This window comes from Cryptosporangium aurantiacum, from assembly GCF_900143005.1.
Classification (GTDB): domain Bacteria; phylum Actinomycetota; class Actinomycetes; order Mycobacteriales; family Cryptosporangiaceae; genus Cryptosporangium; species Cryptosporangium aurantiacum.
On record NZ_FRCS01000007.1, the window covers coordinates 246,263 to 261,562 of the forward strand.

16 protein-coding genes are annotated in these 15,300 nt (G+C 73.5%); 5 read left to right on the forward strand and 11 right to left on the reverse strand.

Going from position 1 to position 15,300, the window contains the following annotated elements:
* Positions 1-13: 13 nt before the first annotated feature.
* Entirely contained in the window at positions 14-1,264 is a 1,251-nt protein-coding gene (locus BUB75_RS24020; protein ID WP_073260043.1) for a glycosyltransferase family protein, read from the forward strand.
* On the opposite strand, the gene BUB75_RS24025 is transcribed toward BUB75_RS24020, so the two are convergent.
* Positions 1,261-2,250: an AraC family transcriptional regulator gene (locus tag BUB75_RS24025; RefSeq protein WP_073260044.1), complete on the reverse strand. Its 990-nt coding sequence runs from the start codon at positions 2,248-2,250 to the stop codon at positions 1,261-1,263. The two genes, BUB75_RS24020 and BUB75_RS24025, sit on opposite strands and share 4 nt — an antisense overlap.
* Before the next feature lie 119 nt (positions 2,251-2,369).
* On the opposite strand from BUB75_RS24025, the gene BUB75_RS24030 reads away from it, so the two are divergent.
* Positions 2,370-3,242 carry an SDR family oxidoreductase gene (locus BUB75_RS24030; RefSeq protein WP_073260045.1) on the forward strand — a complete coding sequence of 291 codons (873 nt, stop codon included), beginning with the start codon at positions 2,370-2,372 and terminating at the stop codon, positions 3,240-3,242.
* Between the two features lie 59 nt (positions 3,243-3,301).
* Here BUB75_RS24030 and BUB75_RS24035 read toward each other — a convergent pair whose 3' ends face one another.
* From BUB75_RS24035 to BUB75_RS24050, 4 genes are all read right to left on the reverse strand, one after another.
* Positions 3,302-3,979 (reverse strand): hypothetical protein, encoded by a 678-nt coding sequence (locus BUB75_RS24035; protein ID WP_073260046.1) that lies wholly within the window; start codon positions 3,977-3,979, stop codon positions 3,302-3,304.
* Positions 3,976-4,515 carry a SigE family RNA polymerase sigma factor gene (locus tag BUB75_RS24040; RefSeq protein ID WP_073260047.1) on the reverse strand — a complete coding sequence of 180 codons (540 nt, stop codon included), beginning with the start codon at positions 4,513-4,515 and terminating at the stop codon, positions 3,976-3,978. Before BUB75_RS24040 ends, BUB75_RS24035 begins: the two co-directional genes overlap by 4 nt.
* A gap of 66 nt (positions 4,516-4,581) precedes the next feature.
* Positions 4,582-5,451 carry an NAD(P)-dependent oxidoreductase gene (locus BUB75_RS24045; protein ID WP_073260048.1) on the reverse strand — a complete coding sequence of 290 codons (870 nt, stop codon included), beginning with the start codon at positions 5,449-5,451 and terminating at the stop codon, positions 4,582-4,584.
* Complete coding sequence (locus BUB75_RS24050; RefSeq protein WP_073260257.1) at positions 5,448-6,317, reverse strand: NAD(P)-dependent oxidoreductase; 870 nt, start codon at positions 6,315-6,317, stop codon at positions 5,448-5,450. Before BUB75_RS24050 ends, BUB75_RS24045 begins: the two co-directional genes overlap by 4 nt.
* 126 nt (positions 6,318-6,443) lie before the next feature.
* On the opposite strand from BUB75_RS24050, the gene BUB75_RS24055 reads away from it, so the two are divergent.
* Positions 6,444-6,803 (forward strand): winged helix-turn-helix transcriptional regulator, encoded by a 360-nt coding sequence (locus BUB75_RS24055; protein WP_073260049.1) that lies wholly within the window; start codon positions 6,444-6,446, stop codon positions 6,801-6,803.
* Here the strand turns inward: BUB75_RS24055 and BUB75_RS24060 are convergent.
* The 4 genes from BUB75_RS24060 to BUB75_RS45410 are packed head-to-tail and all read right to left on the reverse strand — an operon-like array spanning position 6,718 to position 9,196.
* Positions 6,718-7,338, reverse strand: a complete 621-nt coding sequence (locus BUB75_RS24060) for a toll/interleukin-1 receptor domain-containing protein (RefSeq protein WP_073260050.1) — start codon at positions 7,336-7,338, stop codon at positions 6,718-6,720. The genes BUB75_RS24055 and BUB75_RS24060 overlap by 86 nt on opposite strands.
* A 33-nt stretch (positions 7,339-7,371) precedes the next feature.
* Positions 7,372-8,133, reverse strand: a complete 762-nt coding sequence (locus tag BUB75_RS24065) for a sigma factor-like helix-turn-helix DNA-binding protein (RefSeq protein WP_143175370.1) — start codon at positions 8,131-8,133, stop codon at positions 7,372-7,374.
* Complete coding sequence (locus BUB75_RS24070) at positions 8,130-8,981, reverse strand: sensor histidine kinase (RefSeq protein WP_073260052.1); 852 nt, start codon at positions 8,979-8,981, stop codon at positions 8,130-8,132. The genes BUB75_RS24065 and BUB75_RS24070 overlap by 4 nt, the downstream gene beginning before the upstream one ends.
* Positions 8,978-9,196: a hypothetical protein gene (locus BUB75_RS45410; protein ID WP_143175371.1), complete on the reverse strand. Its 219-nt coding sequence runs from the start codon at positions 9,194-9,196 to the stop codon at positions 8,978-8,980. Before BUB75_RS45410 ends, BUB75_RS24070 begins: the two co-directional genes overlap by 4 nt.
* 115 nt (positions 9,197-9,311) lie before the next feature.
* Here BUB75_RS45410 and BUB75_RS24075 point away from each other — a divergent pair, with 115 nt between their 5' ends.
* Positions 9,312-12,503, forward strand: coding sequence for an ATP-binding protein (locus BUB75_RS24075; RefSeq protein WP_073260258.1), 3,192 nt, complete (start codon positions 9,312-9,314; stop codon positions 12,501-12,503).
* Here BUB75_RS24075 and BUB75_RS24080 read toward each other — a convergent pair.
* Positions 12,445-13,221, reverse strand: coding sequence for an ABC transporter permease (locus BUB75_RS24080; protein WP_073260053.1), 777 nt, complete (start codon positions 13,219-13,221; stop codon positions 12,445-12,447). The two genes, BUB75_RS24075 and BUB75_RS24080, sit on opposite strands and share 59 nt — an antisense overlap.
* Complete coding sequence (locus BUB75_RS24085; RefSeq protein ID WP_073260054.1) at positions 13,218-14,177, reverse strand: ATP-binding cassette domain-containing protein; 960 nt, start codon at positions 14,175-14,177, stop codon at positions 13,218-13,220. Before BUB75_RS24085 ends, BUB75_RS24080 begins: the two co-directional genes overlap by 4 nt.
* A 242-nt stretch (positions 14,178-14,419) precedes the next feature.
* On the opposite strand from BUB75_RS24085, the gene BUB75_RS24090 reads away from it, so the two are divergent.
* On the forward strand, positions 14,420-15,265 hold the full coding sequence (locus BUB75_RS24090) for a S1C family serine protease (RefSeq protein WP_218617733.1): 846 nt from the start codon (positions 14,420-14,422) through the stop codon (positions 15,263-15,265).
* The last annotated feature ends 35 nt before the right edge of the window (positions 15,266-15,300 follow it).

Sequence of the window (15,300 nt, forward strand, 5' to 3'; positions counted from 1 at the left end):
CGATCTCCTGGCTGTGGAGCAGACGTCAGCGCTCGTGCGTGACCTGACCGATTCCGACCAGAACGAGGCCGTGCTCACGCTGGCCTCGGGCGACCCTGCCCCTGGCGACCGGGGGCCGGCCGTAGCGGCGGAGGCCGCTGCCGTGGCCCGGTCGCGGGAACGCCTCGCCGCGGTTCCCGGGCCCGTGCACCTCACCGTGGTGTGGGCGATGTACGGCGAGACCGGGCGGATCGTGCCGCGGTCGCAACACCCGCACGGCGAGGACTTCGTCCGGGCCAAGGTCCGCCAGCTCGACTGGCTGACCGCGGGCCTGCCCAGCGTCACCTGGAGCATCGTCGCCTGTGACGACGGGTGCCCGGACCAGCCGTCCAGTGCGGACGTGATGGAGCGCATCGTGGCGGCCGAGGGCTACCCGGCGAGCGGCCACCGTGGCGTGCGGGTGCTGCGCCTGGCGGACGTCCTCACGAGCGGAGCGTCGATCAGCCCGGAGTTCGACCGGCTGACCTCGACCGACCAGTCCCGCAAGGGCGGTTCGATCCTCGCCGCGCTGGCCGCCGCGGTCGCCGACGACGTGCCGGGGCGGCACGTCGTGGCGTACACCGACGCCGATCTCTCGGCGAACCTCGCGCAGCTCGGCTCGCTGGTGGCGCCGATCGCCGGCGGCTCGGGCGTGGTCGGTGCGCTCGGCCAGCGATACGGCCTCGAGGGCGCGGTGCTGGTCAAGCCCGACGGGCCGCACACCGAGCCGCGCAGCACCGGCGACAAGCCCGACAAGCTCATCGTGCTGTTCCGGCACTACGTGCGGGCGCTGCTGATCCCGTCGCTGGCGCACGTGCTCGACACCCAGGCCGGCTTCAAAGCGTTCGACGCCACGGCGCTGCGCCCGGTCCTGCCGGAGATGACGTCGTTCAACGAGACGTTCGACGTCGAGCTGCTGATCCACCTCGCGCAGCGCTACGGCGCCGAGGCGCTGGCCGTCGAGCCGATCGTGTTCACCGAGGACTTCGCCGCGACGAACTTCCCCTCGGTCGACCCGGGCGCCCGCCACCTCGCGATGGTCCGGCAGGTCGTCGACCTCTACGACCGGTTCGTCGCGCCGGTCGAGCCGGTGACCGGCGAGGCAGCCGACCTGCTCGACCTCCTGCGGACGCTCGACCTGGACGGCTACGTGCGGCTGATCGAGCAGCTCCGCGCCGACGACGCCGGCGACCCCACCCTCTTCGAACGCCGCTGGCCGGTCACGGAGCTGCGCGAGTACCTCTAGGTGCTCGGCCAAGGTGGTTCGGTGGTGGCTCGGTAGCGGCCGGGGGAGTGGCCTACCGTCCGCTTGAACGCCCGCGCGAACGCGAACTCCGAGTCGTACCCCACGCGCTGGGCCACCTCGCGCACCGGGCGGTGTTCGTCGCGCAGCAGGCGGGCGGCAACGGCCATCCGCCAGGCGGTGACGTAGGCCATCGGGGACTGACCGGTGAGGCCAGTGAACCGGCGGCTGAACGTCGCCTTCGGGGTGTCGACCGCGCGGGCGAGCGACAGCACGCTCCACGGCCGGCCCGGTTCGCTGTGGATCAGCGCGAGGGCACGGCCGACGACCGGGTCGTGCAGCGCGCGGATCCAGCCGTGGGAGGCGGCGCTCTGCTCGGCGAGCCAGGCCCGCAGCACGTAGACGAACAGCAGCTCGACCAGCGAGCTGATCACCGCGGGCGCACCGGGATCGACGCGGTCGACCTCGTCGGACAGTAAGTCGACCACCGCGGCCAGCCCGGCCATCCGCGAATGCCGGGCCGTGAGGTGGACGACCGACGGCAGCGCGGCGGTGAGCGGGTGCCACGGCCCCGGCGCGAGCAGGTACCCGCCGCAGAGCAACCGGGTGGCCGGGCCGGGCCCGTCGATGACCAGGTCCTGCACCGGCATCGCGCCCAGCGGACCGCCGATCAGCTCGGTCAGCGGCCGGGCCGTGCTGCCGGGTGCGTCCACCAGGGAGTGACCGTGGCCGGACGGCACCAGGACGACGTCGCCGCGGGTGAGCTGGATCGGCTCGGCGTCGTCCGGGATCAGCCAGCACGCCCCGGCGGTCACCACGTGGACGCTCGCCACGTGCCCGCCCTCCACGCGGATGCCCCAGGGCGCGTGGAACCGGCTCCGGGAGTAGACGGCCGTGCGCTGCCGGGTCGTCGCGACGACGTCGGCGACGATGTCCGCGACGACGTCGGCCGAACGCGTCGCGCTCTGGGCTTCGGCTAATAGGACCATTCCGAGAACCGTACGCACTGAGTCGATCGGATATGTCTGGGCGCTGAACTGGCATGGTACGTCCCGCGAAGCCGTACCTATCGTCGAACAGTCCACATCGCTGATCAGCGGAGGCTTCCGTGACTGGCACCATTCTGGTGACCGGCGCCACCGGCAAGACCGGGCGTCGTTTGATACCCCTGCTCGTCCGCCGCGGCACCACCGTACGGGCGGCGGTCCGGGCTCCCGCCGAGGCGCCGCCGGGCGTCGAGGAGGTCGCGTTCGACTGGGCGGACCCGAGCACGTACGAGGCCGCCCGCAAGGGCGCGACCGCGATCTACCTCGTCTACGGCGATCCGGGCCGGGCCGGCGACGAGGCCGAGAACGTGCGCGCGCTGCTCGACGGCGCCGCGGAGGACGGCGTCCGGCGGGTCGTTCTGCTCTCGGCGCTCGGCGTCGACCAGGCACCGGACGACGACCTGCTGCGCCGGGTCGAGCTCGCGGTGGAGTCCTGCGGCGTGCCGCACACGATCCTGCGGCCCGGCGCGTTCATGCAGAACTTCTCCGAGCGGCACTGGATGCGGATCGTCGACGGCATCCGCGACCGCGACGAGATCGACCTCCCCGGCGGCGAGGGCGTCGTCTCCTGGGTGTCCGCCGATGACATCGCCGAGGTGGCGGCCGTCACGCTGACCGAGAACGGCCACGAGGGGAAGGGGTACACGCTGGTGGGCCCGGAACCGCTGACGATGGCTCAGGTCACCGCGTTCATCTCGGACGCGGCGGGCCGGCCGATTCGCCACGTGGAGTCCGGGCGGGACGAGGTGCGGGACCGGCTCGTCGCCTCGGGCATTCCGGCGGAGGTGGCCGAGCCGATCAGCGATGTCTACGTCCACGCGCTCACCAGCGGGGCGTTCGGCCTGGTGAACGACGACGTGGCCACGGTCACCGGCCGCCCCCCGGCCAGCTTCCGGACGTTCGCGGCCGACGCGTACCCCGCGTGGCGCCGCTGAGCGCTGCACACTTTGTTCCCCTGGAGGGGCACAAAGTGTGCAGCGCCGAGAGTGGACGGTCAGCCGTGCGAGTCGCCCGCGCCGTTGACGACGGTGATGCCCTCGGCGAACGCGGCGCTGCGGGCGGCGTCCCAATGCAGTTGGGCGGGAACCTGGATCTGCACCCAGCGGCCCGACGGGTCTTGGTAGGTGAAGATCTGGACGCCGTCCCCCGCGTCGCGGAAGTAGCCGGTGCCGCCACTCATCGGCACCGGGGTGCCTTCGGTGAGCGTCTCGGGTGGGGTGTCCGACGACGCTGAGAGCACGGTCAGCTTGTTCACGAACGAGTCCGGGTTCTGGTCGGCGGCGTTCGCGGGGGCGATCGTCAGCGAGGCCTCCGAACCGCCCTGGATCACCCAGCCGTCCGGCAGCTGCTCGACACGGTACCCCTTGGGCTGCTCCCCGGTGTAGGCGACGAGCGTGACCTCCTGGGTTCGCACGGTGGTGCGGTGCTCGGTCGTCGCCACCCCGGTGGTGCCGTCGCCGCCCGCGTCGAGGCCGGCGACGGTGGCGACGCCTCCCACGAGCAGGGCCGCGGCGGCGACCCCGCCGGCGATCGCGGCCCGGCGTCGCAGCACCCGGCGTCGGCCGCGGGCCAGGTCGTCGGTGGGGTCGACGGGCGGGGACTGGAGGTCGGTCGTCATGCGCGCGGGCTCCTCGTTCAGGGCAGCGGTGAGCAGGTGCTTGATGTCGTTCATCGGGACCTCCGCCCGGCGTGGACTGGGACGGGTGCCGGGGCGCCGTCGGGAGCCAGGAGATGCCGCAGCTTCGCGACGGCCTTGGCGTTCTGGCTCTTGACGGTCCCCTCGGTGCAGCCGAGCCACTCGGCGGTCTGCTCGACGCTCAGGTCGAGCCAGTGCCGCAGGACGACGACCGCCCGCATCTTCGGCGGGAGCGAGCCGAGCGCGGCCCGCACCGCGTCACCGAGATCGTCCGGCGGGGACTCCGGCGCCCCGAACTCCGGTGGCTCGGCCACCGACCGTTCGCGGCGCCAGAACGGCCGGCGGCTCTCGTCGATGTGGGCGTTGACGATGCTCCGCCGGACGTACGCGACCGGATGGTCGCTGCCGCGGATCCGGTTCCACGCCACGTAGGCCCGGACCAGCGCGGACTGCACCAGGTCCTCGGCCCGGTGCACGTCCCCGCAGGTGAGCAGCCGTGCGGTCCGTACCAGGTCCACCCGGTTGTCCCGGACGAAGCCGGCGAACTCCGCGTCGAGCGTCCGTCGATGCATCGGCACCTCCCTCGACCGGATGGACGAACGGCGCCGCCTCCCGGGTTGTCTCGCACCCGAAGAACTTCAGCGCGCCCTGATCACCTCGTACAGCGCGGTCCAATTGTCGTCGCCGTGGCCGGCCGCGATCGCGCGGTCGTACTGCGACTTCACCGCCGCCGCCAGGCCCGGATCGACGCCGGACGCCGTCGCGGTGCGCAGGATGTGGTCCGCGGTGGCGCCCATCATCCGCGCCGTGCTCAACTCGCCCGGGTGCTCACCGGCCTCCAGGCTCCGCGCCAGCTCGGCTCCGTCGCCGATCATCGCCGGGATGTCGGTCAGCGTGCCCAGCGCGTCCGGCAGGAAGTCGGCCGCCCGGACCCCGGCGGCGGTGACCAGCGCGGTCGCGTGCAGCAGGCTGGACAGCGCGGTGAGGAACACGTCCAGGTGAGCCTGGTAGAACAGCTGGGCCAGGCCGGGGTCATCCCCGAGGTACTTCGGCTCGCCGATCACCCGGAGTGCGGCGGCGTGCGCGTCGAACACGTCCGGCGGGCCGCTGTAGTACACGTACGCGCCGGGCGTGCCGACGATGGGTGCCGGCACCATCACGCCCCCGGTGACGAACCGCGCCCCGCGGTCGGTGGCCCACTGGGCGGCCTGCCGGGACGCGGCCGGGGTGTCCGAGCTCAGGTTGACGAGCACGGTGCCGTCCAGCGGGACCGAACCGAGGATGTCGTACATCGCCGGGTAGTCGGTGAGGCTCAGGATCACCAGCTCGCTCGCGGCGACGGCCTGCGCGGGACCGGCCGCACGGGTGGCGCCTGCCGCGACCAGCTCGTCGCCACGGCTCGGCGTCCGGTTCCAGATCGTGACCGGGTGACCCGCGCGGAGCAGCGCGGCGGCCATCGCGCGGCCCATCGGACCGATGCCGATCACCGTGACGGGCGCGGGGGTCATCGGCTGCTCCTCAGTCCTTCGAACATCCGCGCGGTGCCGTGCGCGCCGAACCCGGCCGCGATCTGGCGGCGGACCAGGTCGTGCACCGGCACGAGCAGGTCGTCGGCGACGCCCTGGTCGGTGCTCGCCCGCCGGAGGGCGGACAGCGCGGTGTCGGTGAAACGCAGGCTCTGCTGGTCGGGGCCGGTGTACTCGCGGGCGTCGACGGTGGCGGCGAGCTCGGCGAGCTGCTCGGTCATCGCGGCGAGGAACGGTGCCTGCCGGGCCGCGAACTCGGCCGCGGGCACCCCGGCGGTGCCGACCATCGCGGCGCCGTGCAGGAACCCGGCGAACATCGTGTACATGCCGGTGAGCATCGCGAGGTCGTACAGCGAGGCCAGGCCGGCGTCCGGGCCGAACCAGGTGCTCGTGCCCCACCGGTCGAGCAGGTCCCGATGGTCGGTGAACGCGCTCTCCGAGCCGCTGTAGAACAGCGCCGACGCCGGGCCGCCGATCATCTCCGGCACGGCCATGATCGCGCCGTCGAGGTAGGTGACGCCGTGCTTGTCGGCCCAGGTGGCGAGCTCGCGGGCCTCGTCCGGCGTCGACGTGGTCAGGTTGACCACGGTCCGGCCGGATAGCCGGGTGATCACCGGATCGAGTACATCGTGGACCGAGCGGTGGTCGAACAGGCACGCGACGATCACGCCGTCGTCGGCCACCGCCTCGGCGACGGTGCCGGCCACGCGGGCGCCGCGCGCGCCGAGGTCGCGGGCGCGTTCCGGGCTGCGGTTCCAGACGGTGACGCGGTCGCCGGCGTCCAGCGTGGCCGCGGCCAGCGCGCTGCCCATCGCTCCCAGCCCGAGGAACGTGGTGCTGGTGGTCATCGAGATCGATCCCTCCGAGGTCGGTAACGGGTCGACCAAATCCTCGGTGGACACCTACTGTGCAACAAGTACCTACTATTTTGTTCAATACTTACTTTTTCGTAAGTATTGAGGTCAGGGGGCGATATGGGCGCGAGCGCGCGGCGAGGGCCGTACATCTGCGGGATCGACGCCGCGATGGACGTGGTGTCGGGGAAGTGGAAGTCGCTGATCCTCTGGGAGCTGGACAACTACGGCACCCGACGCTTCGGCGAGCTGCGGCGCGGGCTGCCCGGCGTCAGCGAGAAGATGCTGATCCAGCACCTGCGCGAGATGGAGGAGGACGGCCTGATCCACCGCGAGGTGTACCGCGAGGTGCCGCCCCGGGTGGAGTACTCGCTGACCGCAGACGGCACCTCGCTCAACGAGGCCCTGCGTCCGCTGGGTGCGTGGGGCACGGCGCGGTCCGCGCGCCTCGCCGCCGACGACGTGGTCGCGCGCGCCTGACCCGGCCGCCCCCGCGTGACCGGCCCGTTCCGCGCGGACGCCCGGAGCCCGCGCGGGCGCCGAGGATCCGCCGGATCGTCTCCAGCAGCGGGACCACGTCATAGCGGAACATGTCGTATCGCAGGCGCGCGGCGGCCAGCCGCGCGACGTCCTGGATCGACGGCGGCAGCTGGGTGGCTGACGGCATCGGCGCGCCGTCGACGAGCACCGGCACCACCGGGACCCCGAACCGCCGCGCCTCCTCGATCTCGATCCGGACGACGTCCTCCGGGTCGTGCAGCCGGGGGCCGGTGACGCGCGGGCCGTGCCACCGGTAGCCGATCAGCATCACGAGCACGCCGCTGGCCCGGATCCGGCGCCGGACCTCGGACACCACGTCGGCGCCGATCTGCGTCGAATCGACGTCGAGGAAGACCCGGTCCTCGCCGTGTTCCTGAGCGAGGCGGTCGGCCAGGCGGCCCGCGACGTTCGCGGTGTCGCGTCGCCGGTAGCTGATGAACACCGGCGGTCGCGCGGGATCCGTCGAGTGGGCCACGGAACGCTCCAGGGTCGAGGATGGGTCGGAGGGCTAATGACGGGTCTCGGCCAGGTCGAGACGGGGCAGGCGGATCGCGCCGGTCGTGAAGAACGCGGTCACCACCAGCGCGAGGTCCGTCGCGTCCAGCCGGCGCTTACCGGCGTACAGGTGGCTCCGGACGTTCTCCACCGAGCAACTCCGCAGCGACGCGATCTCCGGCGGACGCCGCCCCTGGGCGTAGTGGGTGAGCACCTCGTGCTGCGACCGGGTGAGCGTGCGCAGGCGTTGCTCGATCCGGTGCACTTCGGCGGAGGCGGCGGCCCGGGTGTCGGCGACCTCGGCGAGCGGCGGGAGCAGCCGGGTGCTGACCGCCCCCTCGATCCAGCAGTGCCCGCGCGACACCGTGCAGATCGCGTCCGCCAGGTGCGCCGAGGCGGTCTCCCGGATCAGGAACCCGCGGGCGCCGGCGCGGAATGCCCCGCCGAGCACGCCGTCCGCACCCGGCGGGACGAGCACCAGCACGTGGACCTGCCGCCGGGCCAGGACCGTGCCCAGCTCGTGCACGATGTCGCGGTCCGGGACCTCGAGCAGCCGCGCGTCGATGACGACGACGTCCGGTTCGTGCCGCCGGGCCAGGTCGACCGCGTCGTCACCCCACCGGGTGGTGGCGACCAGCGTGAGCGCCACCGGCCCGGCGGGCGTCGGGACGACCGCGTCGCGCAGCAGCATCGTGACGCCGTCGAGGTAACCGTCGATCGGATCGGCGACGAGCACCCGCACCACGCGCGGGCCCGGACACAGAGCGACGCTCATCGCCGCGCCACGTGGGTGAGCACCCACTGCATCATGTCCGGCGAACGGCGCGCCCGGCGGCGTCCGCGCGGGGCCGGCGGCAGGCACTGCTCGACCTCGAGCGCCGGAGCCGGCGGCCCGGCGGGCACCGCGGCGAGCGCCTGGCGCAGCTCACGCATGGCCTGGCCGCCGATCAGCTCGATGCGACGCAGCGCGGTGGCGGTGCGGCTCGGGTCGCGGCGCAGCACCTGGCCGGCGCCCGCGGCCTGCATGACCATCGCGCTGACCGCGTCGGCGAGCGCGTGCTGCGACGCCCTGGCTGCCTCCAGCCGCTCCTGCGCGACGGCCCGCTGGGCCACCGCGAGTGCCCCGACCTCGAGCAACGCCTCCTGGCGCGCCCCGGCCATCCGGGTGCGCCCCGCGGTCCACGCGCCGAGCCCGGAGAGCGCACAGCCCACGACGATCGTCGCCCGGCCGGAGATCTCCGGCTCCACGCCGTTCCACGCCATCACGTCGAGCGCGGTCGCGCTCAGCGCCACGATCGCCAGCGGCAGGTAGCGGGCCGACCGGATGCGGAGCGCGCCCAGCGTGTAGGTCGCGAGCAGCACGCTCAGCGTCGGCATGTAGTGCGGGACGAGACCGTTGGTGGCCAGGCAGAACAGCAGGACGACCTCGCTGCAGGTCACCCACAGCACCGCGACCGGCGCCCGGTCGCGCCAGACCAGCGCGACGAAGCCGGACGCGGCGACCAGGACGGCGAACAGCGGGCCGGGACGACCGAGACCGGCCAGTACCGACGGATTGGCGAACAGGCACAGGTCGGCGGCGAACAGCAGCACCGGGAGCCCGACCCGGCGGCCCGCGCTCACGGCTTGTTCCGATTCGGCAGCAGCGGGATCGGTGGGAGGACCGGGCGGGGAGTCGGCCGGATCCGCCAGAAGAAGTCGCACGCGATGCCGGGACAGAACGTCGGGGTGGTGAGCGTCCTCGGGTCGGGCGCGGTCGGCGCCGCGGTGCCCATCGGCACCAGCGTGAACAGTAGAACGCCAGCGAAACGGGCGATACGTGGAGTAAATCTGCTCATGCCGGGAATGTTCGATTATTGTGCCCGCGAGGTCCATGAGCCGCCGACGTGCCGCCGGAACTTCATCAACCAGTGGGAAGTCTGGGGCGCAGTCACCGGGCCTAACCTGGGTGCCGTGACCGTCGAACTGGTGCTGCTGTCCCGAGTGGCGTTCCGGGACGCCGACGTCGTGGGTCGGCGGCTCCACGACCTGCTCGCGCTGCTCGCCACCGAGCTGCGCGCCGGGTGCGCCGCCGACCGGCTGATCGACGGCGTGTGGGCCGGTGAGCTGCCCGAACATCCGGCCAAGGCGCTGCAGGCGCTGGTGTTCCGCGCCCGGGCGCAGCTGGGGCCGGACGTCGTCGTCAGCACGCCGCGCGGCTACCGGCTCGCGCTCGCCGAGGAGCAGGTCGACGCGTCGGCGGTGCTGCGGCGGCTCGCCGAGGCCGAACAAGCGTCCCGGGCCGGTGACCACCCGACCGCGCTCGCGGCAGCCGAACGCGCCCTCGCGCTGTGGGCCGAGGACCCGCCCGACGTGTCCGGTGCTGACGGCCCGCTGGCCGAGCTCCGCGCCGCCCGGATCCCCACCCACCGGGCGCTGACGCGCGCCAGGGCGATGGCGCTGGCCCGCCTGGGACGCCGCGCCGAAGCGCTCGACCCGCTGCTGGCGCTCGCGGCCGCGCTGCCCCGCGACGAGGAGGTGCTGACCGAGTTGCTGCGCTGCGAGGCCGCGGTGCGCGGCCCGGCCGCCGCGCTCGCCCGCTACGACGCGTACCGGCGGCGGCTGCGCGACGCGCTCGGCGTCGACCCCGGCCCGGCGCTGCGGGCCGTCCACGAGGAGTTGCTCCGCCCCGAGCCGCGGCCGGTCCGCCACGGCGTACCCCACGAGCCGAACCCGCTGCTCGGCCGCGCGGACGACGTCGCGGCCGTCGTCGACCTCATGCGTACGTCCCGGGTGACGTCGATCGTCGGGCCGGGTGGGCTGGGCAAGACCCGGCTGGCCCACGCCGTCGCCCGGGACGCTCCGCAGCGCACCGTGTTCGTCGTCCCGCTCGCCGGGCTCACCGACGACGAGGACGTCGCCCGGGAGGTCGCCGCCGTCCTCGGCGCGGTTCCCGGCGCGGGTGAGGCCGCTCCGGGCCCGGCGGGGCGGCCGGTTGGGCTACCGGACCTGCCCGCCGGGATCGTCGACTCGCTCGGGCCGGACGCGCTGCTGGTGCTGGACAACTGCGAACACGTCATCCGCGGTGCCGCCGACCTGGTCGGTGCGCTGGTGGCACGCAGCCGGGACCTGCGCGTCCTGACGACCAGCCGGACGCCGCTCGGGCTGTCGTCGGAAGCCGTGCACTTACTGCCGGAGCTGAGCGTCCGGACCAGCGCGGAGCTGTTCCGGCAGCGCGCGCGGGCGGTCCGGCCGGACGTCGACCTGCCCGACGACGCCGTCCACGAGGTGTGCCGGCACCTGGACGGGCTTCCGCTCGCCGTCGAGCTCGCCGCGGCCCGCGTCAAGGTGCTGCCGGTGCGGGAGATCGCGAACCGGCTGGATCGGCGGTTCGCCCTGCTCCGCACCGCCAGCCGGGACACACCCGAGCGGCACCGGACGCTCGCCGCGGTCATCGACTGGAGCTGGCACCTGCTCGGGACCGGTGGCCGGGCCGCGATGCGGACGCTGTCGGTCTTCCCCGGCGGCTTCACCGCGGACGCCGCGGGTGCGGTGCTCGGCGACGGCGATCCGTTGCCCGTCCTCGAGCACCTCGTGGACCAGTCGCTGCTCAAGGTGGCCGAGACCGCGGCGGGCGTGCGGTTCCGGATGCTGGCGACCGTGCGGGGGTTCAGCGCCGCGCGGCGGGACGAGGCAGGCGAGACCGCCGTGGCGACCGACCGGTTCCTCGCGTGGGCCCGCGGCGTCGGCATCGCGAACCACACCGCGCTGTTCGAGTCCGACGTCGTCGAACGCGCCCGGCAGATCCGCGCGGAGCACGACAACCTGTCGGCCGCGTTCCGGATCGGACTGGAGCGCGCCGACGGCGCCACGGTCGCGACGACCTCCGCCGTGCTCGGCGGGGTGTGGATGCTGGAGTCGAACTTCAGCCGGATCGCGACGCTCGCCGGCGAGCCCGCCTGGCTGCTCTCGCACTACCGGCCCGAACCGGCCCTCGTCGAACCGACCCGCACGGCGGTCACCGTCGCCGCCCTCGGGGCGCTGCTCATCCAGGGCACGCGGGGGCTCCGGTCCCGCGCGACGCTCCGGAGGCTGCCGCCCGCTCCGCCGACCACGCCGGTGGCCGCCACCGACGCCGTGCTGCGCGTGTCCACCGCGGAGGAGGTGCTTGTCCTCTGCGAGAGCGGGCAGCCGATGCTCGCCGCGATCGCGAACGGCGTCCGGAGTTACCTGGAGGAGGCACAGGGCAACGTGGACACCGCCCTCGTGGCGGCCGGGCGCATGCTCGCGGCGTTGCAGGGGGGCGACAACCGCCTGGTCCGCGTGCAGGCGCACGCGCGCGTGGGAGAGCTGTCGTTCACGGCCGGCCGGATCGAGGACGCCCGGCACCACCTGAGCGCGGCCCTGCCGGTGCTGGACGAGCTGGAGGCCCGGTCGACCGCGACCCGGGTGCGCTGGGCGGTGGCGTTCGCCGCGCTCCACGGCGGCGCGCTCGACGAGGCGGAGCTGCAGGTCGAACAGCTCGTGCGGCAGAGCGAAGGCGATACCGGACTGCTGATGTTCGACCTGGTGGTGCGGGCGGAGATCCTGACCGGCCGCGGCGACGTCGAGGGCGGGCTGCACCTGTGGCGTCTCGCCGCCGAGCGGCTCCGCAGCACGACGGACCGGAACGTGATCGGCATGGACGGCTGGACGGCCGAAGTCCACGCCGGGTGCGTCATCGGGCACGCGTTCGCCGGACGGCTCGAGCTCGTCGCGGACGCGGTCGACGACCTGCCGCGGGAGCTGACCGCGGCGATCGACCGGGCCCGCGCGGCCGGGGACTCGATCCACGGGCTGTCGGCCTGCGGCGCGCTGCTCGTCGCGCTCGCGCTGGCCGATCTCGCGCGGGGCGGCGCGGCGGCCGCCGGTTCCGCGGCCCGGATGGTCGCGCTGGCCGGCCGGTGCAGCATGTTCGCCGGATTCCAGTCGGCCACCGCGGTCGACCGCTCCTGCGCGGTGGTGGAGGCCGCCGACGCGGCGGCGTACGCCGCCGCCGTGGCGGAGTACGCCGACCTCGACCGGGACGCGGTGCTGCGTACGGCGTCCGCCGTGCTGGACGCCCGCCTCAGTGCACCGGAGCTCGCCGGAACTGCGACCGCGCCCACAGGTACCCGATCAGGCTGAGCCCGACGCACCAGCCGACCGCGATGATGCCGTCGTTGCCGATCGGCCCGCCGACGACCAGCCCGCGCACGGTATCGATGACCGGGGTGAACGGCTGGTTCTCGGCGAACCACTGCGCCCCGCCGGACATCGTCGCCGGTGGCGTGAACGCGCTGCTGATGAACGGCAGCAGCTGGACGATGAGCCCGAAACCAGCGGTGCCCTCGGCGTTCGGCGCGGCCAGGCCCACGGCGACCGCGAGCCACGTCAGCGCGAGCGTCAGCAGCATCAGCAGGCCGGCCGCGGCCAGCCACGCGACCGGGTCGCTGGTCGGCCGGAACCCCATCAGCAGCGCGACGCCGACGACGAGCACGAGGCTGATCGCGGTCCGGATCAGCGCGGTCAGCACGTGCCCGGTGAGCACCGCGGAGCGGGCGATCGCCATCGTCCGGAACCGGGTGATGATGCCCTTGGTCGAGTCGCTGTTGACCTCCATCGACGTCGACGAGGAGCCGTAGCAGATCGCGATCAGCAGGATGCCGGGGACGATGTAGTCGATGTAGTCGTCGCCGGCGGCCAGGCTCGCCCCGAGCTCCCGGAACACGCCGACGAACAACAGCAGCAGCAGCACCGGGATGCCCACCGACATCAGCACCACGATCGGATAGCGCACGACGTGGCGGGCGTTGCGGCGCAACATCGTGGCCGAGTCGGCCACGGCGTAGCTCAGCGTGCTCATCGGGCGGTCTCCTTCTCACGGGTGGGGGCGCCGGTCAGGGCGAAGAACACGTCGTCCAGGTCGGGGGTGTGCACGGTCAGCTCCGCGACCTCGACGGACGCCCGGTCGAGGTGGTCGAGGAGTCCGCGCAGGGCGGTGACGCTGCCGTCGGACGGCACCTGCAGCGCCAGCGCGTCCGCGTCGGCGGTCGCGGTGCCGAGCGCGGCGGACGCGGCGGACAGCGCGGCGTCGTCGGCGAAGACCAGCCGGATGTGCCCGCCGGGGATCCGGCGCTTGAGTTCACCCGGCGTGCCGGTGGCGACGATGTGGCCCTGGTCGAGCACCGCGACGTGGTCGGCCAGTTCGTCGGCCTCGTCGAGGTACTGCGTGGTGAGGAACACCGTGACGCCGTCGGACGCCAGCTGCCGGATGATCTCCCACATCGTCCGGCGGCTGCGCGGGTCCAGGCCGGTGGTGGGCTCGTCGAGGAAGATCACGCTCGGCGCGCCGACCAGCGTCATCGCGAGGTCCAGCCGGCGGCGCATCCCGCCGGAGTACGTCGACACCGGCTTCGCGGCGGCGTCGGTCAGGTCGAACCGCGCGAGCAGCTCGGCCGTCCGACGGCGGCCCTCCGCGCGTCCGAGGTGGTTCAGGTCCGCCATCAGGACGAGGTTCTCCGCGCCGGTGAGCAGGTCGTCGACGGCGGAGAACTGACCGGTCACCCCGATCGCCTTGCGCACCGCGCGGCCCTCGCGGGTCACGTCGCTACCGGCGACCGTCGCGGTACCGGCATCGGCGTCGATCAGCGTCGACAGGATCCGGACGATCGTGGTCTTGCCGGCGCCGTTCGGGCCGAGCAGCGCGAAGATCGTCCCCTCGGTCACGTCCAGGTCGATGCCGTCGAGCACGACCTGAGACCCGAACGACTTGCGGATCCCGGCGGCGGTGATCGCCGCCCGGGGCTGCACGCGAGTCATGTCCCTCCTTGGGTAACGGTGGCCCGACCGGGCCACGACGCGGCCGATCGTGCGACCCCGTGGTTCCGCCGCGGTTCCACCGTGGTTCCGCGGGCCCGAACGCTGGTGATGGCGCCGAGGGCAGAACTGAGAAATCATGGAGTTCTCTCACTGTCCGCACAGCCGATTCCTACGTAGGGAAAGGCTTCTCCATGACCACACCGCGCATAGGATCGGCTGGTGCGGAGCGCGGTGGTCGGGCTGTGACCGGAGTGCCGGACGAGACCGGTGCGGCACCGCCGGAGCCCGATCGCGCTCGTCCGTCGCGCCGCCGGAGGTGGGGCCGCCGTGCGCTGCTCGGCGTGGCCGCGTTATGGGCAGTGGTACTCACCGTGCTGGTGGTGTACCGGGGCGGTGACGAGACGCCGGTCGCGGCGCCGTCACCCTCGCCGTCCCCGAGCGAGACGCTGACGACCGCGCAGGTCTTCCAGACGCTGTTGCCGTCGGTCGTGCTGATCCAGGCCACCGGCGGATCCTCCGACGTGGACCGCGACGCCCGCCGCACGGAGACGAGCGCGCTCGGCACCGGCGTCATCGCGAACGCCGACGGCATGATCCTCACCGCGTTCCACGTCGTCGAGGGCGCCCGCAGCATCTCGGTGACGTTCTCCGACGGCTCCAGCTCGCCGGCCACCGTCGTCGACGCGGACCCGGCGCTCGACATCGCCGCGCTCGCCCCGCAGACGCTGCCCGACGTCGTCGTCCCCGCGACGCTCGGCGGCGGTGCCGCGGTCGGCGACGACGTGGTCGCGATCGGCAACCAGCTCGGGCTCGCCGACAGCACGACCAGCGGCGTCGTCTCCGGCCTCAACCGCACGGTGCCGCGGGCCGGTGCGAAACCGCTGAGCGGGCTGATCCAGTTCGACGCCGCGGTGAACCCGGGCAGCTCCGGCGGGCCGCTGATCAACGTCCGCGGCGAGGTCATCGGCATCATCGTGGCGCTGGCGAACCCCACCGACGCGGGGACGTTCATCGGGGTGGGGTTCGCGGTCCCGATCGGATCGGCCCTCGGCGCAGGCGAGGGCGACGGCCGGGCGCCGCCGCTGTGACCAGTGGCCCCGTGACCCCGAGTTCGAAGGACGGA